Source organism: Streptomyces sp. MMS24-W38 (assembly GCF_059889265.1).
Genome location: NZ_JCBCPP010000001.1, coordinates 1,948,952 through 1,975,800, shown reverse-complemented (window position 1 = coordinate 1,975,800; position 26,849 = coordinate 1,948,952). Strand labels below are relative to the sequence as shown.

General features: G+C 71.9%; 28 protein-coding genes. 17 read left to right on the top strand and 11 right to left on the bottom strand.

Annotated features, from left to right (window positions below; genetic code table 11):
* The first annotated feature begins 78 nt into the window (after window positions 1-78).
* Both dapE and AC6F7H_RS07660 read left to right on the top strand, forming a co-directional pair.
* Complete coding sequence (gene dapE / locus AC6F7H_RS07665; protein WP_500756069.1) at window positions 79-1,158, top strand: succinyl-diaminopimelate desuccinylase; 1,080 nt, start codon at window positions 79-81, stop codon at window positions 1,156-1,158.
* Window positions 1,159-1,306: 148 nt separating this feature from the next.
* Entirely contained in the window at window positions 1,307-2,065 is a 759-nt protein-coding gene (locus AC6F7H_RS07660) for an LOG family protein (RefSeq protein WP_500756067.1), read from the top strand.
* 93 nt (window positions 2,066-2,158) lie between these two features.
* Here AC6F7H_RS07660 and folP read toward each other — a convergent pair whose 3' ends face one another.
* The gene (gene folP, locus AC6F7H_RS07655; protein ID WP_500756066.1) at window positions 2,159-3,019 is read right to left on the bottom strand and encodes a dihydropteroate synthase; all 861 of its coding nucleotides are present in this window, start codon (window positions 3,017-3,019) and stop codon (window positions 2,159-2,161) included.
* A 245-nt stretch (window positions 3,020-3,264) separates the two neighbouring features.
* Between folP and AC6F7H_RS07650 the strand changes: the two genes are divergently transcribed.
* Both AC6F7H_RS07650 and AC6F7H_RS07645 read left to right on the top strand, forming a co-directional pair.
* Window positions 3,265-3,621: a DivIVA domain-containing protein gene (locus AC6F7H_RS07650; protein ID WP_500761702.1), complete on the top strand. Its 357-nt coding sequence runs from the start codon at window positions 3,265-3,267 to the stop codon at window positions 3,619-3,621.
* The gene (locus AC6F7H_RS07645) at window positions 3,618-4,202 is read left to right on the top strand and encodes a DNA-3-methyladenine glycosylase I (RefSeq protein WP_500756065.1); all 585 of its coding nucleotides are present in this window, start codon (window positions 3,618-3,620) and stop codon (window positions 4,200-4,202) included. The genes AC6F7H_RS07650 and AC6F7H_RS07645 overlap by 4 nt, the downstream gene beginning before the upstream one ends.
* A 47-nt stretch (window positions 4,203-4,249) precedes the next feature.
* On the opposite strand, the gene chcB is transcribed toward AC6F7H_RS07645, so the two are convergent.
* Window positions 4,250-5,053, bottom strand: a complete 804-nt coding sequence (gene chcB / locus AC6F7H_RS07640) for a 2-cyclohexenylcarbonyl CoA isomerase (RefSeq protein WP_500756064.1) — start codon at window positions 5,051-5,053, stop codon at window positions 4,250-4,252.
* A 64-nt stretch (window positions 5,054-5,117) separates the two neighbouring features.
* Between chcB and AC6F7H_RS07635 the strand changes: the two genes are divergently transcribed.
* Together AC6F7H_RS07635 and AC6F7H_RS07630 are read left to right on the top strand one after the other, a co-directional pair.
* Window positions 5,118-5,282 (top strand): hypothetical protein, encoded by a 165-nt coding sequence (locus AC6F7H_RS07635; protein ID WP_363039651.1) that lies wholly within the window; start codon window positions 5,118-5,120, stop codon window positions 5,280-5,282.
* Window positions 5,283-5,434: 152 nt separating this feature from the next.
* Entirely contained in the window at window positions 5,435-5,602 is a 168-nt protein-coding gene (locus AC6F7H_RS07630) for a DUF3117 domain-containing protein (protein ID WP_003966491.1), read from the top strand.
* A 141-nt stretch (window positions 5,603-5,743) separates the two neighbouring features.
* Here the strand turns inward: AC6F7H_RS07630 and AC6F7H_RS07625 are convergent, their stop codons facing one another.
* Window positions 5,744-6,442, bottom strand: a complete 699-nt coding sequence (locus tag AC6F7H_RS07625) for an O-methyltransferase (RefSeq protein WP_109376867.1) — start codon at window positions 6,440-6,442, stop codon at window positions 5,744-5,746.
* Between the two features lie 162 nt (window positions 6,443-6,604).
* Between AC6F7H_RS07625 and sigE the strand changes: the two genes are divergently transcribed.
* From sigE to AC6F7H_RS07600, 5 genes are all read left to right on the top strand, one after another.
* Window positions 6,605-7,378 (top strand): RNA polymerase sigma factor SigE, encoded by a 774-nt coding sequence (sigE, locus tag AC6F7H_RS07620; protein WP_500761700.1) that lies wholly within the window; start codon window positions 6,605-6,607, stop codon window positions 7,376-7,378.
* Entirely contained in the window at window positions 7,375-8,445 is a 1,071-nt protein-coding gene (locus AC6F7H_RS07615) for an anti-sigma factor family protein (protein WP_500756063.1), read from the top strand. Before sigE ends, AC6F7H_RS07615 begins: the two co-directional genes overlap by 4 nt.
* 164 nt (window positions 8,446-8,609) lie before the next feature.
* Entirely contained in the window at window positions 8,610-10,463 is a 1,854-nt protein-coding gene (locus tag AC6F7H_RS07610) for a S1C family serine protease (protein WP_500756061.1), read from the top strand.
* A gap of 228 nt (window positions 10,464-10,691) precedes the next feature.
* Window positions 10,692-11,153 (top strand): sec-independent translocase, encoded by a 462-nt coding sequence (locus AC6F7H_RS07605; protein ID WP_500756060.1) that lies wholly within the window; start codon window positions 10,692-10,694, stop codon window positions 11,151-11,153.
* Between the two features lie 244 nt (window positions 11,154-11,397).
* On the top strand, window positions 11,398-12,075 hold the full coding sequence (locus tag AC6F7H_RS07600) for a hypothetical protein (RefSeq protein ID WP_500756059.1): 678 nt from the start codon (window positions 11,398-11,400) through the stop codon (window positions 12,073-12,075).
* A gap of 137 nt (window positions 12,076-12,212) precedes the next feature.
* On the opposite strand, the gene AC6F7H_RS07595 is transcribed toward AC6F7H_RS07600, so the two are convergent.
* From AC6F7H_RS07595 to AC6F7H_RS07585, 3 genes are read right to left on the bottom strand one after another with little or no spacing between them, the layout of a single operon-like run.
* Complete coding sequence (locus tag AC6F7H_RS07595) at window positions 12,213-13,346, bottom strand: Mrp/NBP35 family ATP-binding protein (protein WP_500756058.1); 1,134 nt, start codon at window positions 13,344-13,346, stop codon at window positions 12,213-12,215.
* Between the two features lie 43 nt (window positions 13,347-13,389).
* The gene (locus tag AC6F7H_RS07590) at window positions 13,390-13,998 is read right to left on the bottom strand and encodes a DUF1003 domain-containing protein (RefSeq protein ID WP_500756057.1); all 609 of its coding nucleotides are present in this window, start codon (window positions 13,996-13,998) and stop codon (window positions 13,390-13,392) included.
* Complete coding sequence (locus AC6F7H_RS07585; RefSeq protein WP_500756055.1) at window positions 13,988-15,379, bottom strand: magnesium transporter MgtE N-terminal domain-containing protein; 1,392 nt, start codon at window positions 15,377-15,379, stop codon at window positions 13,988-13,990. Before AC6F7H_RS07585 ends, AC6F7H_RS07590 begins: the two co-directional genes overlap by 11 nt.
* A 232-nt stretch (window positions 15,380-15,611) precedes the next feature.
* Between AC6F7H_RS07585 and AC6F7H_RS07580 the strand changes: the two genes are divergently transcribed.
* Complete coding sequence (locus AC6F7H_RS07580; RefSeq protein WP_500756054.1) at window positions 15,612-16,406, top strand: hypothetical protein; 795 nt, start codon at window positions 15,612-15,614, stop codon at window positions 16,404-16,406.
* A gap of 21 nt (window positions 16,407-16,427) precedes the next feature.
* Here the strand turns inward: AC6F7H_RS07580 and AC6F7H_RS07575 are convergent, their stop codons facing one another.
* Together AC6F7H_RS07575 and AC6F7H_RS07570 are read right to left on the bottom strand one after the other, a co-directional pair.
* Window positions 16,428-16,958 carry a hypothetical protein gene (locus AC6F7H_RS07575; RefSeq protein WP_500756052.1) on the bottom strand — a complete coding sequence of 177 codons (531 nt, stop codon included), beginning with the start codon at window positions 16,956-16,958 and terminating at the stop codon, window positions 16,428-16,430.
* Window positions 16,959-17,036: 78 nt separating this feature from the next.
* Window positions 17,037-18,155 carry a magnesium and cobalt transport protein CorA gene (locus AC6F7H_RS07570; protein WP_500756050.1) on the bottom strand — a complete coding sequence of 373 codons (1,119 nt, stop codon included), beginning with the start codon at window positions 18,153-18,155 and terminating at the stop codon, window positions 17,037-17,039.
* Between the two features lie 606 nt (window positions 18,156-18,761).
* Here AC6F7H_RS07570 and AC6F7H_RS07565 point away from each other — a divergent pair.
* The 4 genes from AC6F7H_RS07565 (at window position 18,762) to AC6F7H_RS07550 (ending at window position 21,975) form a co-directional block, all read left to right on the top strand.
* The gene (locus tag AC6F7H_RS07565; protein WP_363039634.1) at window positions 18,762-19,346 is read left to right on the top strand and encodes a suppressor of fused domain protein; all 585 of its coding nucleotides are present in this window, start codon (window positions 18,762-18,764) and stop codon (window positions 19,344-19,346) included.
* A 200-nt stretch (window positions 19,347-19,546) separates the two neighbouring features.
* Window positions 19,547-20,194, top strand: coding sequence for a DUF6758 family protein (locus AC6F7H_RS07560; RefSeq protein ID WP_500756049.1), 648 nt, complete (start codon window positions 19,547-19,549; stop codon window positions 20,192-20,194).
* Between the two features lie 177 nt (window positions 20,195-20,371).
* Entirely contained in the window at window positions 20,372-21,229 is an 858-nt protein-coding gene (locus AC6F7H_RS07555) for a PHP domain-containing protein (RefSeq protein WP_500756047.1), read from the top strand.
* Window positions 21,230-21,369: 140 nt separating this feature from the next.
* Window positions 21,370-21,975 carry a MarC family protein gene (locus AC6F7H_RS07550; RefSeq protein WP_500756046.1) on the top strand — a complete coding sequence of 202 codons (606 nt, stop codon included), beginning with the start codon at window positions 21,370-21,372 and terminating at the stop codon, window positions 21,973-21,975.
* A gap of 58 nt (window positions 21,976-22,033) precedes the next feature.
* Here the strand turns inward: AC6F7H_RS07550 and AC6F7H_RS07545 are convergent, their stop codons facing one another.
* A complete protein-coding gene (locus AC6F7H_RS07545) occupies window positions 22,034-22,186 on the bottom strand; it encodes a DUF8834 family protein (protein ID WP_202277958.1) in 153 nt (50 codons plus the stop codon).
* Between the two features lie 237 nt (window positions 22,187-22,423).
* Here AC6F7H_RS07545 and AC6F7H_RS07540 point away from each other — a divergent pair, with 237 nt between their 5' ends.
* On the top strand, window positions 22,424-23,317 hold the full coding sequence (locus tag AC6F7H_RS07540; RefSeq protein WP_500756044.1) for an NYN domain-containing protein: 894 nt from the start codon (window positions 22,424-22,426) through the stop codon (window positions 23,315-23,317).
* A 28-nt stretch (window positions 23,318-23,345) separates the two neighbouring features.
* On the opposite strand, the gene AC6F7H_RS07535 is transcribed toward AC6F7H_RS07540, so the two are convergent.
* Window positions 23,346-24,278 carry an alpha/beta fold hydrolase gene (locus AC6F7H_RS07535; protein ID WP_500756043.1) on the bottom strand — a complete coding sequence of 311 codons (933 nt, stop codon included), beginning with the start codon at window positions 24,276-24,278 and terminating at the stop codon, window positions 23,346-23,348.
* Window positions 24,279-24,363: 85 nt separating this feature from the next.
* A complete protein-coding gene (locus AC6F7H_RS07530) occupies window positions 24,364-26,550 on the bottom strand; it encodes a DEAD/DEAH box helicase (RefSeq protein ID WP_500756042.1) in 2,187 nt (728 codons plus the stop codon).
* Window positions 26,551-26,849: the final 299 nt, after the last annotated feature.

Genomic DNA, 26,849 nt, shown 5'->3' with positions numbered 1-26,849 from the left:
TACAAGGTACTGGAGAGTACGAGGCGCGTGTGCCGGGTGTGGACAGTGTGACCGGACCCGCGCGTTAGGGTCGTGGCCATGGCCGACACCCCGCTTGACCTCACCCTGGACGCGGCACGACTGACCGCGCGGCTCGTCGACTTCCCCTCCGTCAGCGGCACCGAGAAGCCGCTCGCGGACGCGATCGAGTCCGTCCTGCGCGATCTGCCGCACCTCACGGTCGACCGTTACGGCAACAACGTCGTGGCCCGGACGAACCTCGGACGCGCGGAGCGTGTGATCCTCGCCGGCCACATCGACACCGTCCCGATCGCGGACAACGTCCCCTCCCGGCTCGACGCGGACGGCGTGCTGTGGGGCTGCGGCACGTGCGACATGAAGGCGGGTGTGGCGGTCCAGTTGCGCATCGCGGCCACCGTCCCCGCCCCCAACCGGGACCTGACCTTCGTCTTCTACGACAACGAGGAGGTCGCCGCGGACCTCAACGGGCTGAAGCACGTCGCAGAGCAGCATCCAGACTGGCTGGAGGGCGACTTCGCGGTACTCCTCGAGCCCTCCGACGGCCAGGTGGAGGGCGGTTGCCAGGGCACCCTCAGGGTGCTGCTGAGGACCACGGGCGAGCGCGCCCACTCCGCGCGGAGCTGGATGGGTTCCAACGCGATCCACGCGGCGGCCCCCGTCCTCGCCCGCCTCGCCTCCTACGAGCCGCGCCGTCCGGTGATCGACGGCCTGGAGTACCGGGAGGGCCTGAACGCGGTGGGCGTCTCCGGGGGCGTGGCCGGCAACGTCATCCCCGACGAGTGCGTCGTCACCGTCAACTTCCGCTACGCGCCCGACCGCTCGGAGGCCGAGGCCCTGGCCCATGTGCGCGAGGTCTTCGCGGACTGCGGCGTGGCCGAGTTCGTCGTCGACGACCACAGCGGTGCGGCCCTGCCCGGCCTGTCCCACCCGGCCGCGGCGGCCTTCATCGAGGCCGTGGGCGGCACCCCCCAGCCCAAGTACGGTTGGACGGACGTCTCCCGCTTCTCGGCGCTCGGCGTCCCGGCGGTCAACTACGGTCCCGGCAACCCGCACCTGGCGCACAAACGGGACGAACGCGTGGACACGGCGAAGATCCTGGCGGGGGAGGAACGGCTGCGGTCCTGGCTGACGGCGTGACGGCGGGACGGCGTTTCGGAACGCTCTCCGGCGGACATGCTGACGTCCCCCGTACGTAACCCGCATGGATCTACGCTGAAGTGGAACGATCTCTCCCCGGCGCCTCGGCGTTTCCCGAGCGGGGAGACAGCAACCGGAGGGAGCGCATATGGCTACTGGCAACCCCGAGGGCAAGAAGCGCCCACCGGAGGAACAGCGCCTGGGCCCGGTGCTCCGCAGGCGGGGCCAGGTCCAGGCGAGCACCACGGACCAGCGGCTGCTGGACGAGCGCGAGCCCTCGGACTGGGTGCACACCGACCCCTGGCGGGTGCTGCGCATCCAGTCGGAGTTCGTCGAGGGCTTCGGCACGCTCGCCGAGCTGCCGCCCGCCATCAGCGTCTTCGGCTCGGCGCGCACACCGGTGGACTCGCCGGAGTACGAGACCGGTGTCCGGCTGGGCCGGGGCCTGGTCCAGGCGGGCTTCGCGGTGGTCACCGGCGGTGGTCCCGGTGCCATGGAAGCGGCCAACAAGGGCGCGTACGAGGCCCATGGTGTCTCGGTCGGCCTCGGCATCGAGCTGCCGTTCGAGCAGGGGCTGAACAGCTACGTCGACATCGGCCTGAACTTCCGGTACTTCTTCGTGCGCAAGCTGATGTTCGTCAAGTACTCGCAGGGCTTCGTGGTCCTGCCCGGCGGACTCGGCACCCTCGACGAACTCTTCGAGGCCCTGACCCTGGTCCAGACACAGAAGATCACCCAGTTCCCCATCGTCCTGTTCGGCACCGACTACTGGGGCGGTCTGGTCGACTGGCTGCACGGCACGGTCATCGCCCAGGGCAAGGCTGCCGAGAAGGACCTCCTCCTCTTCCACGTCACGGACGACGTCGACGAGGCGGTGGCCCTGGTGTCCAAGGAAGCGGGCCGCTGAGACGGCAGGGCGTGGGGGCGCGCGTCCAGGGCGCCCCGCCCCTGCCGGGGGAGCGGGGCTAAGCCCCCGCACACACCCCGGCGGGGGAGGTCCCTACGCCAGCCCCCGCCGGGCCACCGCGGGATCGCGGTGCCCCGCGATCGACGCCACCATGTCCAGCACCTGCCGCGTCTCCGCCACCTCGTGCACCCGGTACACCCGGGCCCCCAGCCACGCCGACACCGCCGTCGTCGCCAGCGTCCCCAGCACCCGCTCCTTCACCGGCCGGTCCAGCGTCTCCCCGACGAAGTCCTTGTTGGACAGCGACACCAGCACCGGCCACCCGGTGGCGACCATCTCGTCCAGCCGCCGCGTCGCCTCGAGGCTGTGCCGGGTGTTCTTCCCGAAATCGTGCCCGGGATCGATCATCACCGACTCCCGCGGCACCCCCAGCGCCACGGCCCGCTCCGCCAGCCCCACGGTCCGCTCGAGGATGTCGGCCATCACGTCCTCGTACGTCACCCGGTGCGGCCGGGTCCGCGGCCGGGCGCCCCCCGCGTGGGTGCACACCAGCCCCGCGCCGTACCGCGCGGCGACCTCCGCGAGCCGCGGATCGACCCCGCCCCACGCGTCGTTGAGCACATCCGCCCCGGCCTCGCACACGGCCTCGCCCACGTCGTGCCGCCAGGTGTCCACGCTGATCACGACGTCCGGGAAGCGCCGCCGCACCTCGGCGACGAAACCGACCGTCCGCCGTGCCTCCTCCTCGGCGGACACATCTTCGCCCGGCCCGGCCTTCACCCCGCCGATGTCGATGATCGCGGCACCCTCCGCCACCGCCTGCTCCACGCGCGCGAGCGCCGGTTCGTCGCGGAAGGTCGCGCCCTGGTCGTAGAAGGAGTCCGGGGTCCGGTTCACGATCGCCATGATCACCGGCTCGTGCGGTGCGAATTCCCGCCTGCCCAGCCTGAACATCCCCTGTGACCTCTCCTCGTTCGTAAGGGCTCGTAAGAGTTCGTGATGGTCTATAAGACTTCGTGAGGGTTGGTCCGGTTCCGTCCGGTCCGTCGCCGTCCATGACCGCCTGTGACCCTGACTGTCAGACTCGCATGGCACGATCGGAGCCACACACCCGACTCCGATCCGCCGACCGATCCGGCTCGATCCGACCGGCTCGATCCATCCGACCCGATCCAATCGTGGGGGCCCCAGCGATGGTTATGTTCTTGTTCCTGGTCGTCGCGCTCGCCGTGGTGGTCGCCGCGGTGACCCTCGCCGTGGTGGGCGGTGGAGAGAACGGCCCGCTGCCCGAGGCGGTCCCCGACCGCCTGACGGACTCCCTGCCGCTGGACCGCCCGGTCCGCCGCGTGGACGTGGACGGTCTTCGCATCCCGCTCGCCGCCCGCGGCTACCGCATGGCCGATGTGGACGACGCCCTCAGCCGTCTCGGCGCCGAGCTCGCCGAGCGCGACGCCCGGATCGCCGACCTGGAGTCCGCGCTCGCCGGTGCCCGCGCCGTCGCGGCCCACATCTCCATGGAGAAGCCCGCCGCGCACCCGCAGGGCGAACAGCCGTGACCGACGGTGCCGCCCTCGCCGGCCCCGACGGCGCCCCGCGCTGCCCCTGGGCCCTGTCCACCGAGGACTACATCGCCTACCACGACCAGGAGTGGGGCCGCCCGGTCCACGGAGACGACGCCCTCTTCGAGCGGCTCAGCCTGGAGGCCTTCCAGTCCGGCCTGTCCTGGATCACGATCCTGCGCCGCCGTCCGGGCTTCCGTACCGCCTTCGCCGGTTTCCGGATCGCGGCCGTCGCGGAGTTCACCGACGCAGACCGGGAGCGCCTGCTGGCCGACGCCGGCATCATCCGCAATCGCGCCAAGATCGACGCGACCCTGGCCAACGCGCGCCTGCTGGCCGGGTGGGCGCCCGGCGATCTGGACGCCCTGATCTGGTCCCACGCCCCGGACCGGGCCGGCCGCCCGGCGCCGAGGACCCTCGCCGACGTCCCCGCGGTCACTCCCGAGTCGACGGCGCTGTCCAAGGCGCTGAAGAAACGGGGCCTGCGTTTCGTCGGCCCGACCACGGCCTACGCGCTGATGCAGGCCTGCGGGCTGGTCGACGACCACCTGAAGGACTGCGTCGCCCGGCGGCCCTGAGCCGCACGGCCCGGGGCCCTGGGTGGCCCCGGGCCCCGTGCCGCCGGTCAGTGGCCCAGGTACTTCGGCTTCTCCTTGTTGACGAAGGCCTGCACGGCGATCGCGTGGTCCTCGGAGGCGCCCGCCCGGGTCTGGAGCTCGTCCTCCTTCCCCAGCGTCTCCTCCAGGGAGTGGCTGAGCCCGTACGCCACCGACTCCTTCAGCGCCGCGTACGCCACCGTCGGCCCCGCCGCCAGCGCCCGCGCCGTCCTCTCCGCCTCCGCGCGCAGTTCGGCGGCGGGGACCAGCCGGTTCGCGATCCCGAGGTCGTACGCCTCCTGGGCCGGGATGTTGCGCGGGAAGAGCAGCAGGTCGGTCGCACGACCGGGGCCGACGACCCGCGGCAGGGTCCAGGAGATCCCGGAGTCCGCGGTCAGCGCGACCCCGGCGAACGACGTGTTGAACGCTGCCGTGTCGGCCACGATCCGGTAGTCCGCCGCCAGCGCGAAGCCGAAGCCCGCTCCGGCCGCGACCCCGTTCACCGCGGCGACCACCGGCTTCGCGGCCCCGGCGAGCGCCTTCACGATCGGGTTGTAGTGCTCGCGCACCGTCTCCATCGTCCGCCCGGAACCGTCCTCGCGGTCGGCGGTCAGCAGCCCGATGTGCTCCTTGAGGTCCTGCCCCACGCAGAACGCCCGGTCACCGGCGGCGGTCAGCAGCACGGCCCGCACGGCGGCGTCGTCCGCGGCGGCCCGGACCGCGTCCCTGAGCGCGACCTTCGCCGCCACGTTCAGCGCGTTCATCGCCTCCGGGCGGTTCAGCGTGATCGTCGCGAGCCCGTCGCGCACCTCGTAGAGCACGGTGTCGGCCATGGTGTGTCCCCTCCGCGTGGCGGCTCGGGGGCGTACCGGCCGGTACGCCCCTGTGCAGGACAGCATGACGGAGATGGCCGACGGTGGCGTGACCCCGGTGTGTGACCTGCGTCAAAGAATTACAGGTCGTTTTCGTTCGGTGGAACTGCGTGCGGTGGCGCAGTATCGCAGCCACATCGCCGAATTGAGTGGTTTTGCTCGCGCGCGTTGCCCAAGCGATGCCGACTGATGTTGGTCATTGGGTCCTGCGATGCGGGATAATGGCCTGGAAGCAATGTGTTCGATGCCGGTGGCGTGTGTCCTGCTTCAAGGACCGCAGGTGCCCTTCAGTGGGCCGTCGGCTTCAGACGGTTGAGCTGGGTTTCAGGAAGGGGAACGAGCATGGCGGCCATGAAGCCGCGGACGGGTGATGGCCCGCTCGAGGTGACCAAGGAGGGGCGGGGCATCGTCATGCGCGTTCCGCTCGAAGGCGGCGGTCGGCTCGTCGTCGAGCTGACCCCGGATGAGGCCGACGCGCTCGGCGACGCCCTCAAGAAGGTCGTCGGCTGACGCGCAAGCGACCATACCCTTTCAGTTTCAGTTCAGTCGCCCCGGTGCCGCACGTGGTACCGGGGCGACTGTTTAAGCAGGTCAGAGCGTTGCCTGGTGGTCTGGGCGCGTGTTTGTGCATCTGCTCACCGCTTCACCGCTTCACCGCTTCACCGCGCAGAGCAGTCCGTCGCCCACGGGCAGCAGCGACGACACCAGTTCCTGGCTCTCGCGCACGGCCCGCACCAGTTCCCGCAGCCGCAGCACCTCGGTGGGCTGCGGACCGGAGTCCACCGTCCGGCCGCTCGCGAAGACCCCTTCGAAGGCGACCAGGCCTCCCGGGCGCAGCAGGCGCAACGATTCGGCGAGATAGTCCTGGTACTCGAGCCGGTCCCCGTCGCAGAAGACGAGGTCGTAGCCGGAGTCCGCGAGACGGGGCAGGACGTCCAGGGCCCGGCCGGGGATGAAGCGGGCCCGGTTGGCGGCGAAGCCCGCCGTGCGGAAGGCCTGGCGGGCCGACTGCTGGTGCTCCGGCTCCTGGTCGACCGTGGTCAGTACCCCGTCCGGCCGCATGCCGTGCAGCAGGTGGACCCCGGAGACCCCGCATCCCGTGCCGATCTCCGCGACCGCCTTGGCGTCCACGGTGGCCGCGAGCAACCGCAGAGCCGCGCCCGTACCGGGCGCCACCGAGCGCAGCCCTGCCTCGCGAGCCCGGTCCCGGGCCCAGTGCAGCGCCTCGTCCTCGGCGACATAGGCGTCCGAGAACGCCCAGCTCGTCTGCCGGTTGGCGGTAATGACCCTCTCCTGTCCCCGTGGTTGCCTCGGCGTGACTTTATCCGTTGGCGCCGGGAACCCACTGATGGGACCGGTCGTTCAAGGGGAAGAGCAAGCGGCGTGTGCCGTGAGGGGGGTGAGCGGGTGAGCGAGGACACCGAGCAAGTGCTGACGCAGGCCCACGAGCCGTGGCAGCCCAGATCAATTTCTCGTAAAACCGCTTATCCGGAGCTAACGGGCGAGGTGGCTATGGTAGGGGCTCCACTGGACACCACCAGAGCCGATAGGGGAGGTGCGGCTGCGCCTGTGGATCGGGGCGGAGCGCTGAAGCGCTTCCTCGGATCGGCGGGTAGGCCGAAATCCGTGAACAACACCGTTGCTGACCACATCCACGCCGCTGAGCCGGCCCAGACCGCGAGCTTCTCCACCGACGCGGACGGGCAGGCGTGGACTCCGCCCACCTGGGAGGAGATCGTCAGCACGCACAGCGGCCGGGTCTACCGGCTCGCCTACCGTCTCACCGGTAACCAGCACGACGCGGAGGACCTCACCCAGGAGGTCTTCGTCCGTGTCTTCCGCTCGCTGTCGACGTACACGCCGGGCACCTTCGAGGGCTGGCTGCACCGCATCACCACCAACCTCTTCCTGGACATGGTGCGCCGTAAGCAGCGGATCCGGTTCGACTCGCTGGGCGACGACGCGGCCGAGCGGCTGCCCAGCAAGGAGCCCACCCCCCAGCAGGTCTTCAACGACACCCACTTCGACGCGGACGTCCAGCAGGCCCTCGACACCCTCGCTCCGGAGTTCCGCGCCGCGGTCGTCCTCTGCGACATCGAGGGACTGTCGTACGAGGAGATCGCCGCGACCCTCGGCGTCAAGCTCGGCACGGTCCGGTCCCGGATCCACCGCGGGCGTTCCCAGCTGCGCAAGGCCCTCGCTCACCGCTCGCCCCAGGCACGTACGGAGCGCCGCTCCTTCGTGCCGCGTGTTCCCGCACTGGGGGGAGGGGGCACGAGCGCGTGAGTGGATCACTGCCGAAACCTGCCGAGGGACACCTCGCAGAGGAGCACCTGGGAGACCGACTCTCCGCCCTGGTGGACGGAGAGCTCGGTCATGACGCGCGCGAGCGCGTACTGGCACACGTCGCCACCTGCGCGAAATGCAAGACGGAGGTGGACGCGCAGCGCCGGCTGAAGAACGTCTTCGCGAAGGCGGCCCCGCCACCGCCCTCCGAGAGCTTCCTGGCCCGCCTCCAGGGCCTGCCTGCGGGCGGTGACCTGGGCGGTGGCTCGCCGCTGAACAGAGGAGGGCTGCCGGGCGACCCGTCCGGGCCGCACGGCCGGATCTCCGGAGTCTTCGGGACCGGCAGTCGTGGCGAGCGGTTCGAGTTCGCCTACGCGCCCTCCCGCCGGCATGCTCCGCTGCCGGCCTCCTCAGCGGGCGCGATCGGAGCCGGCCGGGGCTTCCGCATCCATGACGTCAGCCGACCGGAGCCGGACCGTCCCGCCTCGCGCGGGCTGCGGTTCGCCGCCGCTGCCGCCGGAGCGGTGTCGCTGGCCGCGATCGCCCTCGGCGGTGTGGCCGGGGTCACGCCCGCCGACACGGCGGCCCGCGGCTCGGGCAACGGCAGCAACGTGACTCCGATGCGCACCCAGGGCAGCGCGGCGACGACGGCGCCCGACTCCCAGCGGCGCCGCGGCACCGCACCGTCGGTCGCTCAGCCGCAGGGGCAGAGCGCCCCGGGCGATGTTCCGGCGCAGGCCTCCGCACCGCTGCTTCCCGGGGCGCCGCCGCCCGCCCACCGGCACCACAGTGCTTTGGCAGCCCCGGTCATGGCCGACGCGGCCCTGGTGTCCCCGCTGATACCGCCGCTCAGCACGGCCCCGCCGCTGGTGCTGTCCGCGTGGGAGACGACCTCCGGGCTCATGGCACCCGGTTCGTTCCCCACCGCCCCCGGGTCCACGGCCCCCGGGACCACCGCGACCGGTTCCACGGCCACTGGTTCCACGGTCGGTGCGACCGCGGCTCCGGCCCCCACCGTGTCCTCGGAGACCTCGGCGTCCTCGGCATCTTCCCGCATGCTCCGCTGACCGGTGCACCGCCCCCACCCCGTCCGCTGCGCACGGGCGTGCGAACCTGATTGAATCCAGGTGGCGCGCCCAGGCCGACTGCAGCCGGGTGCCGGACCGGCTCTGAAGCGCGGAGGCGTACGGAGCCACGGAGTCGACGATCTGCGGCCAGCTGTGGGGAGAGCATGAACGAGGGGAAGCCCACGAAGGCGGGCCCGACGGGGGAGCAGGAGGAGTCCGCCGAGCCGGCAGCGGCCGGAGCCACCCCGTCCGAGGCGGTGCAACGGGACACGGAGCCCGACAGGGAGCGTGCGCGGGACGCCGGCGGAGACTTCGAACTCGCACGGCCCGCTGTACCTGCGACCACCCCCGGGGGCGACTACGAACTGCACCGGCCCCTGAGCGCCGAGGCCACGGAAGCCGCCGAGGCCACGGAAGCCGCGGAGACCGGCGAGGCAGCGGTGGCAGGCCGCCTCGCCGGGGCCGTCGAGCCCGCCGGGGCCGGATACGGCGTGGGGCAGACCGAGCAGCCCCGGCCGCTGCACGATCCCGACCCCTACAGCACCCCGCCGTACGGCGAGCCGGGGCCCTGGGCGCCGGCGCCCCCGGTTCAGCATCCGGCGGCAACTCCCGCGCAGGACACGGCGGTCCCGCACCCGGTGCGGCATCCGGCGTCGGACCTGCCGACGCCCGGCGCGCCCGCCCCGGCCACCGCAGCTCCCACCGTTCCCACCGTGTTCGAGCCCGGCCCCCCGGCCGCGAGCCACACCGCACCCGCACCCGCGCCCCCGGCCGCCTCCGCCACGGACGCCGCGGCGGCAGCCGACCCCTGGCAGCGTTACGACCCCTGGGCGGCGCCCGCCGCCGGGGCGAGTGCGCCGTTGCAGCAGACCGGGGTCGCGGAGCCCACGAAGGACCAGCGGCGCAAGCGCGCCCGGAGGAAGCTCATCGGCCTCATGCTGGTGGTCGCGCTCGCCTCCGGCGTCGTCGGCGGAATCGTGGGCGCCCACCTGGAGCGCAACGGTGGTGTGGGTGCCGTGGAGCTGCCGCAGGCCGGGGAGGAGCCCGCCGGACGGGACCCCGGGAGCATCGCCGGGATCGCCGCGCAGGCGCTGCCCAGCGTCGTCACCCTGCACGTCAGCGGCGCCGCGTCGGCGGGCACCGGTACCGGGTTCGTGCTCGACGGCCGCGGGCACATCCTCACCAACGACCATGTCGTGCAGCCCGCCGGAAGCGACGGCGAGATCACCGTCACCTTCCACAGCGGCGACACCGCGAGGGCCACGCTCGTCGGCCGGGACAGCGGCTACGACCTCGCCGTGGTGAAGGTCAAGGGCGTCAGCGGACTGGACCCCCTGCCTCTCGGCAACTCGGACAACGTGCGGGTGGGCGATCCCGTCATCGCCATCGGCGCACCCTTCGACCTGGCCGGCACGGTCACCGCCGGCATCATCAGCGCGCGGGAACGCCCCATCACGGCGGGCGGCGGGCGGGGCGACGGCAGCGACGTGTCGTACGTCGACGCCCTGCAGACCGACGCGCCGATCAACCCCGGCAACTCCGGCGGCCCCCTGCTCGACGCCCAGGCCCGCGTGGTCGGCATCAACTCCGCCATCCGCTCCGCCGGCAGCGGTGGCGACGAGGGGGAGAGCGGCCAGGCGGGCTCCATAGGGCTCGGGTTCGCCATCCCCATCAACCAGGGCAAGCGCGTCGCCGAGGAACTGATCAACACCGGTAAGGCGACCCACCCGGTGATCGGCATCACCCTGGACATGGACTACACCGGTGACGGCGCCCGCGTCGGCACCAGGGGCAGTGACGGAGGGCCCCCGGTCAGCACCGGCGGCCCCGGAGCCAAGGCCGGGATCAAGGCCGGCGACGTCATCACGAAGGTCGACGGCCGACGCGTCCACTCGGGTGAGGAACTCATCGTCAAGACCCGCGCCCACCGCCCCGGGGACCGGCTGGAGCTCACCCTGGAACGGGACGGCGAGGAGCGGGAGGTCTCGCTGGTGCTCGGGTCCTCCGGCGGTGACTGAGCAGGGCGGCGACCGAGGCGTACCGCACGCCACGAGAAGGCGAACGGGCGGGGAAGACCCCCCGCCGCACGCGCCCGGAAGCCACGGGACGGTACCGGTCGTACGGGGCGGCGGGTACCGTGGATCCGGCCCGGACCACGGAGGACCGCACGGACGTACGGGCGCACGGACGAATTGACGCACCGACCACCGAGGGCCGAGGGCCGAGAACATCGCAAGGAGCTTCAGGTGTTCAATGACATAGGACCGCTCGAGCTGGTGACGCTCGTCGTCCTCGCCGTGCTCGTCTTCGGTCCGGACAAGCTCCCCAAGGTCATCCAGGACGTGAGCCGGACGATCCGGAAGATCCGCGACTTCTCGGACAGTGCCAAGCAGGACATCCGCGAGGAACTCGGCCCGGAGTTCAAGGACTTCGAGTTCGAGGACCTCAACCCCAAGACGTTCATCCGCAAGCAGCTGGACAGCGACGAGCTGGGGCTCAAGGAGATCCGCAGCGGCTTCGACCTGAAGAAGGAGATGGCCGACGTCACGGACGCCGTCCACGGCCGCGACTCCACGTCGTCCTCTGCCGGGTCCACTGCGGCTGCCGCTTCCTCTGCGTCCTCTGGGGGTGGCCGCATCGACATGACGAAGAAGCCCGAGCCGTCGGCCGCCGACGACCGCCCGCCCTTCGACGCGGACGCCACCTGAGGCACACCCTGCGCGGATCCGCGGGTCCGCAGAGAAACAGCCCCCGCGCACGTGACGCGTTTCATACTCCGCAGGGGTCCCGCACGGCCTGAACCGGACATCCAAGCGGCCCACGCGCCGGGCGCTTTTCCCGGCCCGCGCCGACGAGGTGGCTATGCTGCCCCAGTTGTTGTGCGGTCCGGACGAGTACGCCCGAAGGGGGGCGGGCCGCCCCGGTCCGACCAGAGCGAGGAGGCGTCCGGGCATGGAGACGACGAGTCGGGCAGTCGCGCAGGCGGCGGCCGCGGAGGACGGAGGACACGCCCCCTCCGCCTGGCGTACGGTCGACGGCTACCTGCGCGCGCCCTTTCCCTGGTACGGCCTCGACGAGGCGTTCACGGGGCGGCGCTGGCTGATGCAGGTCGGCGCCACGGCCGACGGGGTCGTCGAGCACGGGTCGATCGGGCACGGTGACGAGCCCTCGGTGCGCAGCGAGTACACGGCCGGGACCGGCCAGGAGGTCAAGGAGAAGTTCGCGGTCGCCGTGACCGTGGCCGCCAACCCGGTGCGCCGCAGCGCGGACGGCACCGGCCTGCTGGAGGCCACCTCGGTGTCCTCCGCCGCCTGGCTCGCCGGTGTGGGGCTGCTGTCGTTCACCTGGCCGGGCCAGATGGACCACTCCCTGCGCGACGACTGGCTGGAGCAGCAGACGGAGACGGCCTGGGTGCTCGCGGACGACCTCGCCGGACCGGACTGGTCGACGCTGTCCCTCCCCGTGGACGGGGTGCCGACGCCCTTCCACTACCGGGAGTCCGAGTTCGGCTGGGTGCTCGCGGGATCGACGCAGGCGGGTGTGCACGTCGGCGCGTACGGCAGGGGCATGAGCGCGTACGGCCTGGGCTTCGCCGTGGTCAAGGACATCAGCGCCTACGCGGGGGCCTGAGCCCGCGGCCCGTGCGGGAGTCCCGTACGGACCCGTGCGGCCGCCCCGTAGGGCGAAGGGCGCCGCCCCGGCGGACGGCGCCCCCCGTGTGAGTGCGCTGCGGCGGCTCCCGGCCCCTTACCGGGCCGCTGGAGCGCTCAGAACTTGTTGCGCGGCGTGATGCCGAGCGACAGGCCCGCCAGGCCGCGCTGGCGGCCGCCGAGCTTGCCGGCGATCGAGCGGAGCGCCGAACCGGCGGGGGAGTCCGGGTCGGACAGGACGACCGGCTTGCCCTCGTCGCCGCCCTCGCGCAGGCGCACGTCGATGGGGATGGAGCCGAGCACCGGGACGTCGGCGCCCGTGGTCCGGGTCAGCCCGTCGGCCACCGACTGGCCGCCGCCGGTGCCGAAGACGTCGACCATCTCGTCGCAGTGCGGGCACGGCAGGCCGGACATGTTCTCGACCACGCCGACGATCTTCTGGTGGGTCTGCACGGCGATGGAACCCGCCCGCTCGGCCACCTCGGCCGCCGCCTGCTGAGGCGTGGTGACGACCAGGATCTCGGCGTTCGGGACCAGTTGGGCGACCGAGATCGCGATGTCACCGGTGCCCGGGGGCAGGTCGAGCAGGAGCACGTCCAGGTCGCCCCAGTACACGTCCGCCAGGAACTGCTGCAGCGCGCGGTGCAGCATCGGGCCGCGCCACACGACCGGCGCGTTGCCCGGGGTGAACATGCCGATGGAGATGACCTTCACGCCGTGCGCGGACGGCGGCATGATCATGTTCTCGACCTGGGTCGGACGCCCGTCGGCACCCAGCATGCGCGGCACCGAGTGACCGTAGATGTCGGCGTCCACGACGCCCACCTTCAGCCCGTCGGCCGCCATCGCCGCCGCCAGGTTCACCGTCACCGACGACTTGCCGACACCGCCCTTGCCGGAGGCGACCGCGTACACCCGGGTCAGGCTGCCCGGCTTGGCGAACGGCACCTCGCGCTCGGCCTGGCCGCCCCGCAGGGCGCTCGCCAGCTCCTTGCGCTGCTCGTCGCTCATCACGTCCAGCGTGACGTCGACGCGGGTGACGCCCTCGACCCCGGCGACCGCGTCCGTCACCCGCTGCGTGATGGTGTCCCGCATGGGGCAGCCGGAGACCGTCAGGTACACGGTGACCGCGACCGCACCGTCCGCACCGATCTCCACAGATTTGACCATGCCGAGCTCGGTGATGGGCCGGTTGATCTCCGGGTCGTTCACCGTCGCCAGTGCTTCGCGCACCGCGTCTTCCGTAGCCATGATGTCGATGGTACGGCGCCCGGTACATTCCCCGGTAAGCCCGTCAGTGGTCGTCTGCGTCACGTCCCGGAGGCCGCTGCGCCCGCATCGCGGGGAATGAGCCGTGGTGATCCCGGTGTCCGTTGTGGCGTTCCTCCAGTTCCTTCATCACGTCCTGCAGTTCCGAGCGGATCCAGTCCCGCGTCGCGACCTCCCCGAGCCCGATCCGCAGGGCGGCGATCTCCCGGGTCAGGTACTCGGTGTCCGCGATCGACCGCTCGCCCTGCTTGCGGTCCTGCTCCAGGTTGACCCGGTCGCGGTCGTCCTGCCTGTTCTGTGCGAGCAGGATCAGCGGGGCGGCGTAGGAGGCCTGGAGGGACAGCATCAGGGTCAGGAAGATGAACGGGTACTCGTCGAAGCGCAGTTCCTTCGGCGCGGACACGTTCCACACCAGCCACACGATGATGACGACCGTCATCCAGACGATGAACCGCCCGGTGCCCAGGAAACGCGCGATCCGTTCCGACAGCCGCCCGAAGGCCTCCGGGTCCCACTCGGGCAGGAGCCGGCGCCGGGGGGCGCGCGGCTGGTCCAGCCGGGGGGTACGCGGGCGCCCGGCGGCCGTGGCGCCCGCCGGCAGGCGCTCGCGCCCGCCCTCTCGCTCAGGAGCCATCGGTCACCACCCCGTCGCCGTCCTCGGCGTCCCTGCCGTTCGTCTCGCCGGCGTCGTGCGCGTTGTCGCTGTCACCGCCGTTGTTGTCGTTGTTGTCGTTGTTACCGCTGTTGTCGTTGTCGTCGTCCAGATGGAACTCGGTCTCCCGCCAGTCCTCGGGCAGCATGTGGTCCAGTACGTCGTCCACCGTCACCGCGCCCAGCAGCGCACCCGCCTCGTCGACCACGGGCGCCGCCACCATGTCGTACGTGGCGAAGAACCCGGCGACCACGGGGAGCGCCGCGTCCGGCTCCAGCGGCTGCAGGTCGTCGTCGAGGATCGAGCCGACCAGGGTGTACGGGGGGTCGCGCAGCAGGCGTTGGAAGTGGACCGTGCCCAGGTACTTGCCGGTCGGGGTCTCCTCCGGCGGCCGGCAGACGTAGACCTGGGCCGCGTGCGCCGGGGACAGATCGGGGTTGCGGATGCGGGCCAGCGCGTCGGCGACGGTCGCGTCGGGCCTCAGCACGATCGGCTCGGTCGTCATCAGACCGCCCGCGGTGTGCTCCTCGTACGACATCAGACGCCGCATGTCGGCCGCGTCGGCGGGCTGCATCAGGCTGAGCAGCCGCTCCTTGTCCGCCTCGGGCAGTTCGGAGAGCAGGTCGGCGGCGTCATCGGGGTCCATGGCCTCCAGGACGTCGGCGGCGCGCTCCTCCTTCAGCTTGCCGAGGATCTCCACCTGGTCGTCCTCGGGCAGCTCCTCCAGCACGTCCGCCAGGCGGTCGTCGTCCAGGGCGGCGGCGACCTCGGCGCGGCGCTTGGGGGAGAGGTGGTGCAGGACGTTGGCCAGGTCGGCGGGGCGCAGCTGCTCGAAGGTGGCGAGCAGGTTCTCGGCGCCCTGCCCCTTCTCCTCCAGGGAGAAGCCGGTGACCGCGGACCACTCGACGGTCAGTGCCTCCCCCTTGCCGCGCCGAAACGTTCCGCCCTTCTTGCCCTTGCGGACGAACACCCGGTCGATCTCCCATTCCCGACGGGCCGGCAACTGATGCACCGACAGGTCGAGGACGGTGACCTCCTCGTCGGTCTCCACCAGCGTCACCCTGCGGTCCAGGAGCTCACCGAAGACGAGCCGCTCGGTGGGCCGCTGCTCGAAGCGCCGGACGTTGAGCACACCGGTGGTGATGACCTGACCGGACTGCACGGCGGTCACCCGGTTCATGGGCAGGAAGATGCGGCGCCGGGTGGGGAGTTCGACCACCAGGCCGAGCAGCCTAGGTGGACGGCGGCCGACCCGCAGCATGACGACCAGGTCGCGCACGCGCCCCACCTGGTCACCGGCCGGATCGAAGGCGGCGACGCCGGAGAGGTGCGAGACGAAGAACCGGGGGGCGCCCGCTGCCATGGCGGCGGCTCCTTTTCATACGGGGTCGTGCCGTGCGTGATACTGCTTGTTCTGTTCCTGTCTCTTCCCGCCTTCGGTGTCCGGCTGCCCTGCTCAAGTGGGTTTCAGGCTAGCCCGTCCTGATCGTCGGTGCCCGAGGGCCAGCCCGGACGGACTGCCTCCGCCCGGGCCGTACGTCCCCGGTAATCTGCGGTACGCCGTTCAGGTCCCCATCAGAGAGGCAGCGCAACCTGTGACTCCGATCTCCCAGGGCCGGTCTCGCGCCGCCGCGCTGGCGCGCGCCGTGTGCGTGCTGCTCGTGACCGGAATGACGCTCACGGGATGCTCCGAGGAAGTGGACCCGAACGAGGGCACCAACGGTGTCGGCAGACTGACCGCCGACGAGATCCAGAAGAGAACCCTGACGGCCGCCACATCGGTCGAGACCGTGCGGCTGCACGGAAGCGTGGTCACCAGCGGGAGCACCTACAAGCTCGACATGCGGCTCAAACCCGAGGGCGGCATCGGTTCGGTCACCGCCGGAGGGCAGACGTTCAGGCTGCTGAAGGTCGACGACGAGCTCTTCCTGAAGGCCGACGCGGATTTCTGGGCGAACGGCAAGGGCGACAAGGACGCCGCGGAGGGCGGGGGCGTGAGCGACGAGGGCGGCGGCGCGTCGGACACGGCGGTGGCCGGCAAGCTCGCCGAGAAGTACGTGAAGGTGCCGGAGGATGATCCGTCGTACAAGAAGTTCGTCCGCTTCGCGGACAAGGATGTCCTCCTCGGCGCACTGCTGCCCCTGCACGGCAAGCTGGCCACGGACGGCCACCACGAGCAGGGGGGCGTCCGGTGCATCCGCATCGCCGGCGACCGGGGCTCCGGCGGCACCCTGGACGTCTCCCTGGAGGGCAAGCCGTATCCCCTGCGCCTGGTGCGGGCCGGCAAGGCGGGCACCCTCACCTTCTCGGCCTGGGGCAGTGACTTCGCCCTGGAGAAACCGGCCGAGAGCGAGACCCTGGACTACGGCGGACAGCTCCCGGCCTCGTAGCCGCGGCGGGGCCGCGACCGGCTAACGGTGCTTCTTCGGGCCCCGCCTGCCCGCCAGCAGCCGGGGCAGGCCCGCGGGGAGCGGACGCCGGGTCGTCACCGGGGTCGGCAGCGGGGGCCCGGCCAGTGAGCCGTCGGGCAACGGCGCCGTCGCCCCGGTCGGCTCCAGGCGCAGGACGCGGCACTCACGGGCCCAGCGCTCCGTCATCGCCTCGCCGTCGGGTGCGTTGAGGCGCTTGCCCTTGAGCACGGCGACCGCCGCGTCCCACTCCTCGGAGCCGGACGGCAGCTCCACGACCTTCGCGGTCCAGGAGACCAGTCGGCCGCCCTTGTCCTTGCTGCGCACCGTCACCTCGGCCGAGACGCCGTCGGCCAGCCCCGGCAGCGGCTGCTCCCCGGGCCCGTCGCCGACCAGGCACATCGCACCCTCGTGCCACACGTGCCACAACGGCCGGGCCGGGGCACCGGGCCCCTCGACCCAGACGAGGCCGGACTTCTTCGTGGCCTCCTCGATGAGGGCCCGGTCGAACAGCGCACTGGTCGCACTTGTCATGGGCCCAGCCTATCCAGGGCCCGCTCGGGGGCAGGGCCTCTCCCGGAGCCGGCCGTTCTCCCGGAGCCGGTCCTTCTCTCAGAGCCAGCCGTTGCGCTTCAGGGTGCGGTGGATGCCCAGGCAGAGGATCACCGTCACGCTGAGGATCACCGGGTAGCCGTACTTCCAGCTCGTCTCCGGCATGTAGTCGAAGTTCATGCCGTACACCCCGCAGACCATCGTCGGCACGGCGATGATGGCGGCCCACGAGGTGATCTTGCGCATGTCCTCGTTCTGCGCCACGGACGCCTGCGCGAGATTGGCCTGGAGGATGGAGTTGAGCAGCTCGTCGAAGCCGATCACCTGCTCGTGCACCCGGGCCACGTGGTCGGCGACGTCCCGGAAGTACTTCTGGATCTCCGGATCGACCAGCCGCATCGGCCGCTCGCTGAGCAGCTGCATGGGCCGCAGCAGCGGCGACACCGCCCGCTTGAACTCCAGCACCTCGCGCTTGAGTTGGTAGATCCGACCGGCGTCCGTGCCGCGCGGCGTGCCGCCCCGGCCCGGCGAGAACACCTCCGTCTCCACCTCGTCGATGTCGTCCTGCACGGCGTCGGCGACCGCGATGTAGCCGTCGACGACGTGGTCGGCGATGGCGTGCAGGACGGCCGAGGGGCCCTTGGCCAGCAGCTCGGGGTCCTCCTGGAGACGGTGCCGCAGGGCCCGCAGGGAGCCCTGGCCACCGTGCCGGACGGTGATGAAGAAGTCCCGGCCGGTGAAGCACATCACCTCGCCGGTCTCGACGACCTCGCTGCTGGAGTTGAGCCGGTCGTGGTCGAGGTAGTGGATGGTCTTGAAGACCGTGAAGAGCGAGTCGTCGTAGCGCTCCAGCTTGGGCCGCTGATGGGCCTGGACCGCGTCCTCCACGGCCAGCGGGTGCAGCCCGAACTCGCGTGCGATACCGGCGAATTCGTCCTCGGTCGGCTCGTGCAGGCCGATCCACACGAAGCCCGAGTCACGGCGCACCAGGCGCATCGCCTCCTGCGGGGTGAGCGGGCTCCCGGTGGCCACGCGCCGGCCGTCGCGGTAGATGGCGCAGTCGACGACCGCGGTGGTCGTCGCCGGGTCGCGGGTGCTGTCGTAGGGGGCGCCGCTCTCCTTGCGCGGCGAGACACGGGAGGGACGGACCACGGCGCGCAGGTCGCGGATCATCGACATGGCGGGCTCCTTCGCGAAACGGGCAACGAAAGGCGCCGGCGTGACGGGTGGAACCACCCGGAATGAGGACGTCCTGACCAGGGATTGTCCCTGCCTCCGAGAAGAGTTGAGGCGCAGGATGTTTGGCACGTCCACAAAGCGGGGAGCACCGAACCGTCGCGGTGGCGAGTTCCGTCGCTGACACAGCTGCTGGGGCAGATCAGGCACAACGAAACGAGATGCTCTTCCGGTGAAGACGCGATGGTGAGGGGTGGCAGCCAGTACGGAGCGGCTACATCAGCGGGTGGAAGAGCGGGTGCTACTGCACGGTCGACTTCGGTCCATGCCAGCCCCACCTCCTCCGGCCGGTCCCTCGTGAGGGACGATCCTCATCCCCTGAGGGGATTCAGGGGATTCCCCCGTGGGGGGAAGCGTCACATCGGGGCTCGGGACGCGGACCGACTCTCCCAGCGCACCGAGGCGACGCCCTGAAGTGACGACCCCAAGGCCTGGGCGGTGCCTGGGCGGCCTCCTGCGTGCTGCCCCGAACCACCGGGCCAGAGTAGCAGCCGACCGATGTGTCAAGGTGCCGCTTCGCCTGCTACTGGCGAGTTCTATGCTCGCCGCATGGCTGATGTTCTTCCTCTGGTCGAGGCCCGGTTGCGTACGGCTCTGGGCGAACCGGACGCACGCGCGGCGGTCACCTTCCTGGGTACGGACCGCTTCGAGGTGCTGCGTTTCCGCGAGGGCGACATCGTGCGCTACGCCACCCTCGGCATGTCCGCGCAGCCCATGGCCGACCCCACGGCGGTGGTCGCGGACCCGGTGGCGGGCCCGCGCGTGGAGCTGCTGCTGTCCGTACGGGCCGGTCTCGCCGACACCGACAAGGTGCTCCGTCCGCTCGCCGTGCTCGCGGCGTCCCCGCAGGTCGAGGGCGTGGTCGTGGCCCCCGGCGCCTCCCTCGACGTCGGTGAACCGCTGTGGCCCGGGGCCCCGTTCACCTCGGTGCTGGTCGCCGAGCCGGGCGGTCTGGTGGAGGACCTGGAGCTCGACGAGCCCCTGGAGCCCGTACGGTTCCTGCCGCTGCTGCCGATGACTCCGAACGAGGCCGCCTGGAAGCGGGTGCACGGTGCTCAGGCGCTCCAGGAGCGCTGGCTGGCCCGGGGCACGGACCTGAGGCATCCCGCCCGCGCCTCCGTCCCGCTGGAGTGAGCAAGCTCACCCCCCTCCTCGTCAACTGGCCGGTTCCCGGCCGACGTTGACGGGCGGGCGCAGGGTGTCCTCCGGGCCGGTGGACCGGACCGGACGACCGGACGGGCCGAGTGGGGCACGTCCGGTTCCGGGTGACCGGTTCGGTCCGGACGGGTGATCGTCCTTGACGTGACGGTGCGGGGGTAGGACCGTGGGGCCCTATGAGGGGCGAACCCAGTTGCCCGAAGTGCGGTGGCCGGGTCAGGGCTCCCGGCCTCTTCTCCGATGCGTGGCAGTGCGATGCGCACGGCGTGGTGCATCCGGTCCAGCCCGTGATACCGCCGAGCGTCGACGCCCTCAACGTCGTCGTGCAGCGCACCAGGGTGCCGGTGTGGATGCCGTGGCCGCTGCCGGTGGGCTGGCTGTTCACCGGCGTGGCCTCGGCGGGTGACGACCGCAGCGGCGGCCGGGCCACCGCCGTCGCCTGCACCGGGCCCGGACCGCTCGGCGGCATGGGGGAACTCGTCCTCGTGGCCGAGGAACTCGGCGTCGGGCTGGGCGCGCGGTACGCGGGCGTCGACGGCCCGGACCCCGGCCCGTACATGAACGTCGGGAAACCCGCCGACACCAAGGTGCTGGCCGCCGGCCGGCCGACCCCGCTCTGGCACGTCTCCAAGGCGCCGGACGACCGGGCGGTCTTCGCGGGCGAGGCCCTCGGGATGTGGCTGTGGGCGGTGCTCTGGCCCGAGCGGTCCGGGCTCCTGATGTACGACGAGCTGGTCCTCACCGACCTCCGGGACGCCGGGGCCGAGGTGGAACTGGTGCCCTGCGGGGCGCTGTCACCGCGGCTGATGGAGACGAGACCGTAGGTCCTCGCGCGGTGGGTGTGCGGGGGCCCGTGGGGCGGCTGCGCGGGAAGGGGCGGGGCTGAGGAGCGCGGAGAGCGGTAGGGGGCGCAGGGTGGGTTCGGGTGTGACAGGGGCGTTCGGAAATACGGTTATCCTGAGGCGTCCCTGTCCGTCGGCCACCGCTTGGAGCAACGCGTCGTGCGTATCGATCTGCACACCCACTCCACCGCGTCCGACGGTACGGACTCCCCGGCCGACCTGGTCCGCAAGGCCGCCGCTGCCGGTCTCGACGTCGTCGCGCTGACCGACCACGACACCACCCGCGGTCACGCCGAGGCCCTCGCCGCGCTCCCCGCGGGGCTCGCGCTGGTGACCGGCGCCGAGCTCTCATGCCGACTCGACGGTGTCGGCATGCACATGCTGGCCTACCTCTTCGACCCCGAGGAGCCGGCCCTGCTCGCCGAGCGCGAGCTGGTCCGGGACGACCGGGTACCGCGGGCCCGGGGCATGGTCGCCAAGCTGAACGCCCTGGGTGTGCCCGTCACCTGGGAGCAGGTCGCGCGGATCGCCGGCGACGGCTCGGTGGGCCGCCCGCACGTGGCCACCGCACTCGTCGAACTGGGTGTGGTGGCGAGCGTGGACGACGCGTTCACCCCTCAGTGGCTGGCCGACGGCGGCCGGGCCCATGTGGAGAAGCACGAGACGGACCCCTTCGAAGCGCTCCGGCTGATCAAGGGTGCGGGCGGGGTCGCGGTGTTCGCCCACCCGGCCGCCGCCAAGCGCGGCCGGACCGTACCGGAGTCCGTGATGGCCGAGCTGGCCGAGGCCGGCCTCGACGGCATCGAGGTCGACCACATGGACCACGACCCCGAGACCAGGGCGCGGCTGCGGGGCCTCGCGAAGGAACTGGGGCTGCTGGTGACCGGGTCCAGCGACTACCACGGCAGCCGGAAGAGCTGCGAGCTCGGCGAGTTCACGACGGACCCCGAGGTGTACGGCGAGATCACGCGGCGCGCGACCGGCGCGTTCCCGGTGCCGGGGGCCGGCGGAGCCTGAGTCCCACGCCCGCACGCCCCACCCGCTCCTCCGGCTCGTCGCCCCCTTGTCCGGGGCGTCGACGCCCTTCTTTCCCCCTGCTCATTCCCTGAGCTCTTTCCTCGAGCGCTCCGCGCTCGCTCGTTCTCAGCAAGGCACTCATGTTCGACGTCGCCGTCTTCGGCTCCCTCTTCCTGACCCTTTTCGTCATCATGGATCCCCCGGGGATCACCCCGATCTTCCTGGCCCTGACCGCGGGGCGGCCCGCCATGGCGCAGAAGCGGATGGCCTTCCAGGCCGTCTGCGTGGCCGGCGGTGTGATCGTCCTGTTCGGGCTGGTCGGGCAGCAGATCCTCGACTACCTGCACGTTTCCGTGCCGGCGCTGATGATCGCGGGCGGGCTGCTGCTTCTGCTGATCGCGCTCGACCTGCTCACCGGCAAGACCGACGAGCCCCAGCAGACCAAGGACGTCAACGTCGCGCTGGTCCCGCTCGGCATGCCCCTGCTGGCCGGCCCCGGCGCGATCGTGTCGGTCATCCTCGCCGTGCAGAAGGCGGACAGCGCGGCCGCCCAGGTGTCGGTGTGGGCGGCGATCCTCGCCGTCCACGTCGTGCTGTGGCTGGTCATGCGCTACTCGCTGCTGATCATCCGGGTCATCAAGGACGGCGGGGTGGTCCTGGTGACGCGCCTCGCGGGCATGATGCTCTCCGCGATCGCCGTGCAGCAGATCATCAACGGGGTCACGCAGGTGATCCAGGGCGGCTGACCGTCCCGCGGTGCGCGTCCCGCGTCATCGCGCGTCTCGAGTCATCGCGCGTCCCGCGTCATGAGGCTGGTGTGTCGGCCGGGCGGATCCACAGGCGCTGCCCGATGGCGGCGGCCTGCTGAACGATACGGTTGACGGAGGCGGCATCCACAACGGTGCTGTCCACGGCGGTGCCGTCGATGTCGTCGAGTCGCATGATTTCGAAGTGCAAGCACTTCTCCCTTCGTCTGGTCGTCCTCCTGAAGGAGAACCGTGGGGTGGACGGCCACGAGCCGGACCGGCCCGTGTGCCATCAGTAATAAACGGGTCACCCCGGACAAATATTCCCTACGCTAAGGAAATCATTTGATCGGCTAAGGATCGATCAAATGTCGACGGGTGAGTGTTTCGGAGGAGACCGACCGGGGCCGGTTGTGTTCGCACAGTGACCGCCAGGACAATAGAGATGATGAACGACGACCTCGCGGGCCTGAACTCCCGTATCGACCGCACGAACGAGCTGCTCCAGCGCATGCTCGCCGAGGTGGCGAAGACGCCCTCGACGCACGCGATCTTCGTTGACGCCGGCTACCTGTACGCGGCGGCGGGGCGGCTGGTGGCCGGGACGGAGGACCGCAGGGCCTTCGACCTCGACGCCGAGGGGCTCATCGACGCGCTCATCGACCGGGCCCGCACCATCTTCGCGGACAGCAGGCTGCTGCGCGTCTACTGGTACGACGGGGCCCGGCGCCGCATCCACACCGCCGAGCAGCAGACCATCGCGGAACTCCCCGACGTCAAGGTCCGCCTCGGCAACCTCAACGCCAACAACCAGCAGAAGGGCGTCGACTCCCTGATCCGCTCCGATCTGGAGTCACTGGCCCGGCACCGAGCCATCAGCGACGCGGCCCTGCTGGGCGGCGACGAGGATCTGGTCCCGGCGGTCGAGGCCGCCCAGGGGTACGGCGCCCGCGTCCATCTCTGGGGCATCGAGGCCCCCGAGGGCCGCAACCAGGCCGAGCCCCTGCTCTGGGAGGTCGACAGCCAGCGCACCTTCGAACTCGACTTCTTCAAGCCGTACGTCTCCCGGCGCACGGCCCCCGCGTACGAGCCCGCGACAGGACGGCCCGCCCGTGAGGACGTCCGCTTCGTCGGTGCGCAGATCGCCGCGAAGTGGCTCGCCGAGCGGGGCCGGGACACGCTGGTGGAACTGCTGCCCGGCCACCCCTACCTGCCCGGCTCGGTCGACCAGGACCTGCTGGTGGAGGCCGAGGGCCTGCTGCAGTACTCCCTGCGCGGCCAGGCGGACCTGAGACGCGCCCTGCGCGACGGCTTCTGGGCCCACCTCCAGGCGCAGTACTGACGGCGCCTCCCGGCCCGTACCGGCCGTTCTAGCCGGGGTGCGGGGCGCCGTCGTCGTGGAGCCGGTCCCAGAAGGCGGCGAGGGCGTGTGCCGTGGGCGCGGGCCGGTCGACGTTGGGGGAGTGCTCGGCACCGGCGACGACCGTGCGGTGCGCGTTCAGCCGTACGGCCATGGCGTCGAGGTCCGGTACCGGCCAGGCGTCGTCGTGCGCACCCGACAGCACATGGAACGGCAGCGGCACGGCGGCGAGTTCGGCGACCCGGTCCGGCTCCGTGCACAACTGCCTTCCTGTGGACAGTAGTTGTGCAGGCCTGGTGGCCAGCCAGCGGCGACGCAGATGATCCTGGCCACCGATCCCACGGGCCGGGCCGCCGACCTCCTCCGGCGGGCCCATGGCCAGGATCGCCTCCCAGCACTGCGCCATCGACATCCGGGCGAGCGCGTCCCACAGCAGCTTCACGCGCTGCTCCTGGGAGACCGAGATCCGGGCGGGGCCCGATGAGATCAGGGTGAGCGAACGGAACGGGGAGTGGTCCTCGAGCACGGCCGCACGGGCGATCTGGCCACCGAGCGAGTGCCCGACGAGGTGCAGCGGCGCAGCCGCGCCGAGCGCTTCCGCCTGTGCGAGCACGTCCCGCGCCAACTCGGCCTGGGCGTAAGCGGATTCGTCGTCAGCGGGACCGTCCGACTCGTACTGCCCCCGACCGTCCACGGCGACGCTGCGGTACCCGCGTGCGGCGAGCGGCCCGTGCAGCAGCGTGAAGTCCTCCTTGCTCCCCGTGAACCCGGGCAGTGACAGCACGACCCCCTTCGGCTCGACCCCGTCGGCCGGTGGCACGTCGACGACGGCGAACTCCCCACGGGACGTACGGAGCCGGTACGCCCGGGCGCCGACGGGCGGGGCGGAGGCGGGGACCGGGGTCGGTGGGGGAACGGAAGCGGGGGTGGGGTGGCTGGTCACGGGGTGAGGGTAGCGGGCGGCAGGGGTCGGCCGACGCCGACGGCCCGGTCCCACGGGTGTGGGACCGGGCCGTCGGGGTGGTGCGTCAGGCCTCCGTGGGCTCCGCGGGGGCCGTCGCGGCGGTCTTGCGGGTGCGGCGGACCCGGGGCTTCGCCTCGGCCGCCTCCGCCTCCGCCTCCGGTGCGGCCTGCGCCGGGATGTCGGCCGTGGTCGTACCGGCCTCGGTGGCCGCGGCGGTCTTGCGGGTGCGGCGGCGCGGCTTGGCCTCAGCGGCTTCGGCGGCGTCGAGCGCGGTCGCGGCGGCTGCCGTCTTCCGGGTGCGCCGGGGCTTCGCCTCGGCCGTGGCGTCCACCGCGGCCTCCGGCTCCTGCACGGCGGTGGCCGCCTTGCGGGTGCGGCGAGGCCTGGTCTCGGCGGTCTCGGCGGTCTCGGCGGCCTCGGCGGCCTCGGCCGTGTCCACGCCCGTCTCGGCCTTGGCGGCGGTCTTGCGGGTGCGGCGGACCCGGGGCTTCGCCTCGGCCGCCTCCGCCTCCGGTGCGGCCTGCGCCGGGATGTCGGCCGTGGTCGTACCGGCCTCGGTGGCCTCGGCGGCCGTCTTCCGCGTCCCGGTGCGTCGGGGCTTCGTCCCGGTCGCCTCCGGGGCGGATTCGGTGGTCCCCTCGACGGTGTCCACCACCGCCTCGGCCGCGGTGGCCGTGGCAGCCGTGGCCTTGCGGGTCCGGCGGCGGCGCGGCGCCGCCGGGGTCTCCGGAACGTCTCCGACCGCGCTGCCCTCGGCCGTCGCGACGGCCGACTCGGCGGGCTCGACGTGTTCGGCGGACTCGACCGCGGTCACCGGGGCGGTCGTCACCTCGGCGACCGCCCCACCGCGCGTGCGGCGACGACGGCGCGGGGTGCGGGGAGCCGTACCGGTGTCGGCCTCATCGGTGCCCTCGACGGCCGGGGCCGTCGGCTGCGCCGGGTCGTCCAGCGGGGCACCACCGCGCGTACGGCGCCGACGGCGCGGCGTACGGGCCGGACGCTCACGCTCGGAGTCGCCCCGGCCGTTCCGGTCGCCCCGGCCCCCGCGCCCGCCGCGCGGGCCACGAGCGCCCGGCTCACCCAGGTCCTCCAGCTCCTCCGCGTCGAGCCCGGCGCGGGTGCGCTCCGAGCGCGGCAGGACCCCCTTCGTCCCCTCGGGGATGCCGAGGTCGGTGTACAGGTGCGGGGAGGTGGAGTACGTCTCCGGCGGATCGCTGAAGCCCAGGTCCAGGGCCTTGTCGATCAGCTGCCAGCGCGGGATGTCGTCCCAGTCGACCAGTGTGATCGCCGTACCCTTCGCACCCGCGCGGCCCGTACGGCCGATGCGGTGCAGATACGTCTTCTCGTCCTCGGGCGACTGGTAGTTGATGACGTGCGTCACACCCTCGACGTCGATACCGCGGGCGGCGACGTCGGTGCAGACGAGCACGTCCACCTTGCCGTTGCGGAAGGCACGCAGCGCCTGCTCGCGGGCGCCCTGGCCGAGGTCGCCGTGGACCGCGCCGGAGGCGAAGCCGCGCTGCCCCAGCTGGTCGGCGAGGTCGGCGGCGGTGCGCTTGGTGCGGCAGAAGACCATGACCAGTCCCCGGCCGTCGGCCTGCAGTATCCGCGAGACCATCTCCGGCTTGTCCATGTTGTGCGCGCGGTAGACGAACTGCGTGGTGTTCGCGACCGTCGCGCCCTCGTCGTCCGGCGTGGTGGCGCGGATGTGCGTGGGCTGCGACATGTAGCGGCGGGCCAGCCCGATGACCGCGCCCGGCATGGTGGCCGAGAACAGCATGGTCTGGCGGCGCGCCGGAAGCAGGTTGATGATCTTCTCGACGTCGGGCAGGAAGCCCAGGTCGAGCATCTCGTCGGCCTCGTCGAGGACGAGGGCCTTGACGTGCTTCAGGTTCAGCTTCTTCTGCCCCGCCAGGTCGAGCAGCCGGCCCGGGGTGCCGACGATCACGTCGACGCCCTTCTTCAGGGCCTCGACCTGCGGCTCGTAGGCCCGGCCGCCGTAGATCGCGGTGACGCGCACATTGCGCACCTTGCCGGCGGTCAGCAGGTCGTTGGTGACCTGCGTGCACAGCTCGCGGGTGGGGACGACGACCAACGCCTGCGGGGTGTCGGTGAGGTCCTCGGGCTTCGCGCGCCCCGCCTCCACGTCCGCCGGGACCGTCACGCGCTCGAGGAGCGGAAGGCCGAAACCGAGAGTCTTTCCGGTGCCGGTCTTGGCCTGGCCGATGACGTCCGTGCCCGACAGGGCCACGGGGAGCGTCAGCTCCTGGATGGGAAAGGGGGTGATGATGCCGACGGCTTCCAGGGCCTCGGCGGTCTCGGGGAGAATCCCGAGCTCTCGGAACGTAGTCAGGGTGCTGCCTCTTCTGTGTGCGCGGTGCGAGGCGAGCGCGGGGGGTCGTCTATGGACCGTGCCGGGGACGTCGGCTGCCTTACGGGGATGCCGTAGGGCACGGGACCACTGCCGACGCTCTAGCGCTCGTACCGCTGAGGGTCCCTCCGATCGTCGTACGCAATGTGCCGTACGGTCAGGGAGAGCGGTCGGGGCGG

Excerpts from the sequence above, each read along its gene's own strand:
- dapE (WP_500756069.1), top strand. The coding sequence starts at position 79 with ATGGCCGACACCCCGCTTGACCTCACCCTGGACGCGGCACGACTGACC.
- AC6F7H_RS07660 (WP_500756067.1), top strand. The coding sequence starts at position 1,307 with ATGGCTACTGGCAACCCCGAGGGCAAGAAGCGCCCACCGGAGGAACAG.
- folP (WP_500756066.1), bottom strand. The coding sequence starts at position 3,019 with ATGTTCAGGCTGGGCAGGCGGGAATTCGCACCGCACGAGCCGGTGATC.
- AC6F7H_RS07650 (WP_500761702.1), top strand. The coding sequence starts at position 3,265 with ATGTTCTTGTTCCTGGTCGTCGCGCTCGCCGTGGTGGTCGCCGCGGTG.
- chcB (WP_500756064.1), bottom strand. The coding sequence starts at position 5,053 with ATGGCCGACACCGTGCTCTACGAGGTGCGCGACGGGCTCGCGACGATC.
- AC6F7H_RS07635 (WP_363039651.1), top strand. The coding sequence starts at position 5,118 with ATGACGGAGATGGCCGACGGTGGCGTGACCCCGGTGTGTGACCTGCGT.
- AC6F7H_RS07630 (WP_003966491.1), top strand. The coding sequence starts at position 5,435 with ATGGCGGCCATGAAGCCGCGGACGGGTGATGGCCCGCTCGAGGTGACC.
- sigE (WP_500761700.1), top strand. The coding sequence starts at position 6,605 with ATGGTAGGGGCTCCACTGGACACCACCAGAGCCGATAGGGGAGGTGCG.
- AC6F7H_RS07610 (WP_500756061.1), top strand. The coding sequence starts at position 8,610 with ATGAACGAGGGGAAGCCCACGAAGGCGGGCCCGACGGGGGAGCAGGAG.
- AC6F7H_RS07600 (WP_500756059.1), top strand. The coding sequence starts at position 11,398 with ATGGAGACGACGAGTCGGGCAGTCGCGCAGGCGGCGGCCGCGGAGGAC.
- AC6F7H_RS07595 (WP_500756058.1), bottom strand. The coding sequence starts at position 13,346 with ATGGCTACGGAAGACGCGGTGCGCGAAGCACTGGCGACGGTGAACGAC.
- AC6F7H_RS07590 (WP_500756057.1), bottom strand. The coding sequence starts at position 13,998 with ATGGCTCCTGAGCGAGAGGGCGGGCGCGAGCGCCTGCCGGCGGGCGCC.
- AC6F7H_RS07585 (WP_500756055.1), bottom strand. The coding sequence starts at position 15,379 with ATGGCAGCGGGCGCCCCCCGGTTCTTCGTCTCGCACCTCTCCGGCGTC.
- AC6F7H_RS07575 (WP_500756052.1), bottom strand. The coding sequence starts at position 16,958 with ATGACAAGTGCGACCAGTGCGCTGTTCGACCGGGCCCTCATCGAGGAG.
- AC6F7H_RS07570 (WP_500756050.1), bottom strand. The coding sequence starts at position 18,155 with ATGTCGATGATCCGCGACCTGCGCGCCGTGGTCCGTCCCTCCCGTGTC.
- AC6F7H_RS07565 (WP_363039634.1), top strand. The coding sequence starts at position 18,762 with ATGGCTGATGTTCTTCCTCTGGTCGAGGCCCGGTTGCGTACGGCTCTG.
- AC6F7H_RS07560 (WP_500756049.1), top strand. The coding sequence starts at position 19,547 with ATGAGGGGCGAACCCAGTTGCCCGAAGTGCGGTGGCCGGGTCAGGGCT.
- AC6F7H_RS07550 (WP_500756046.1), top strand. The coding sequence starts at position 21,370 with ATGTTCGACGTCGCCGTCTTCGGCTCCCTCTTCCTGACCCTTTTCGTC.
- AC6F7H_RS07540 (WP_500756044.1), top strand. The coding sequence starts at position 22,424 with ATGAACGACGACCTCGCGGGCCTGAACTCCCGTATCGACCGCACGAAC.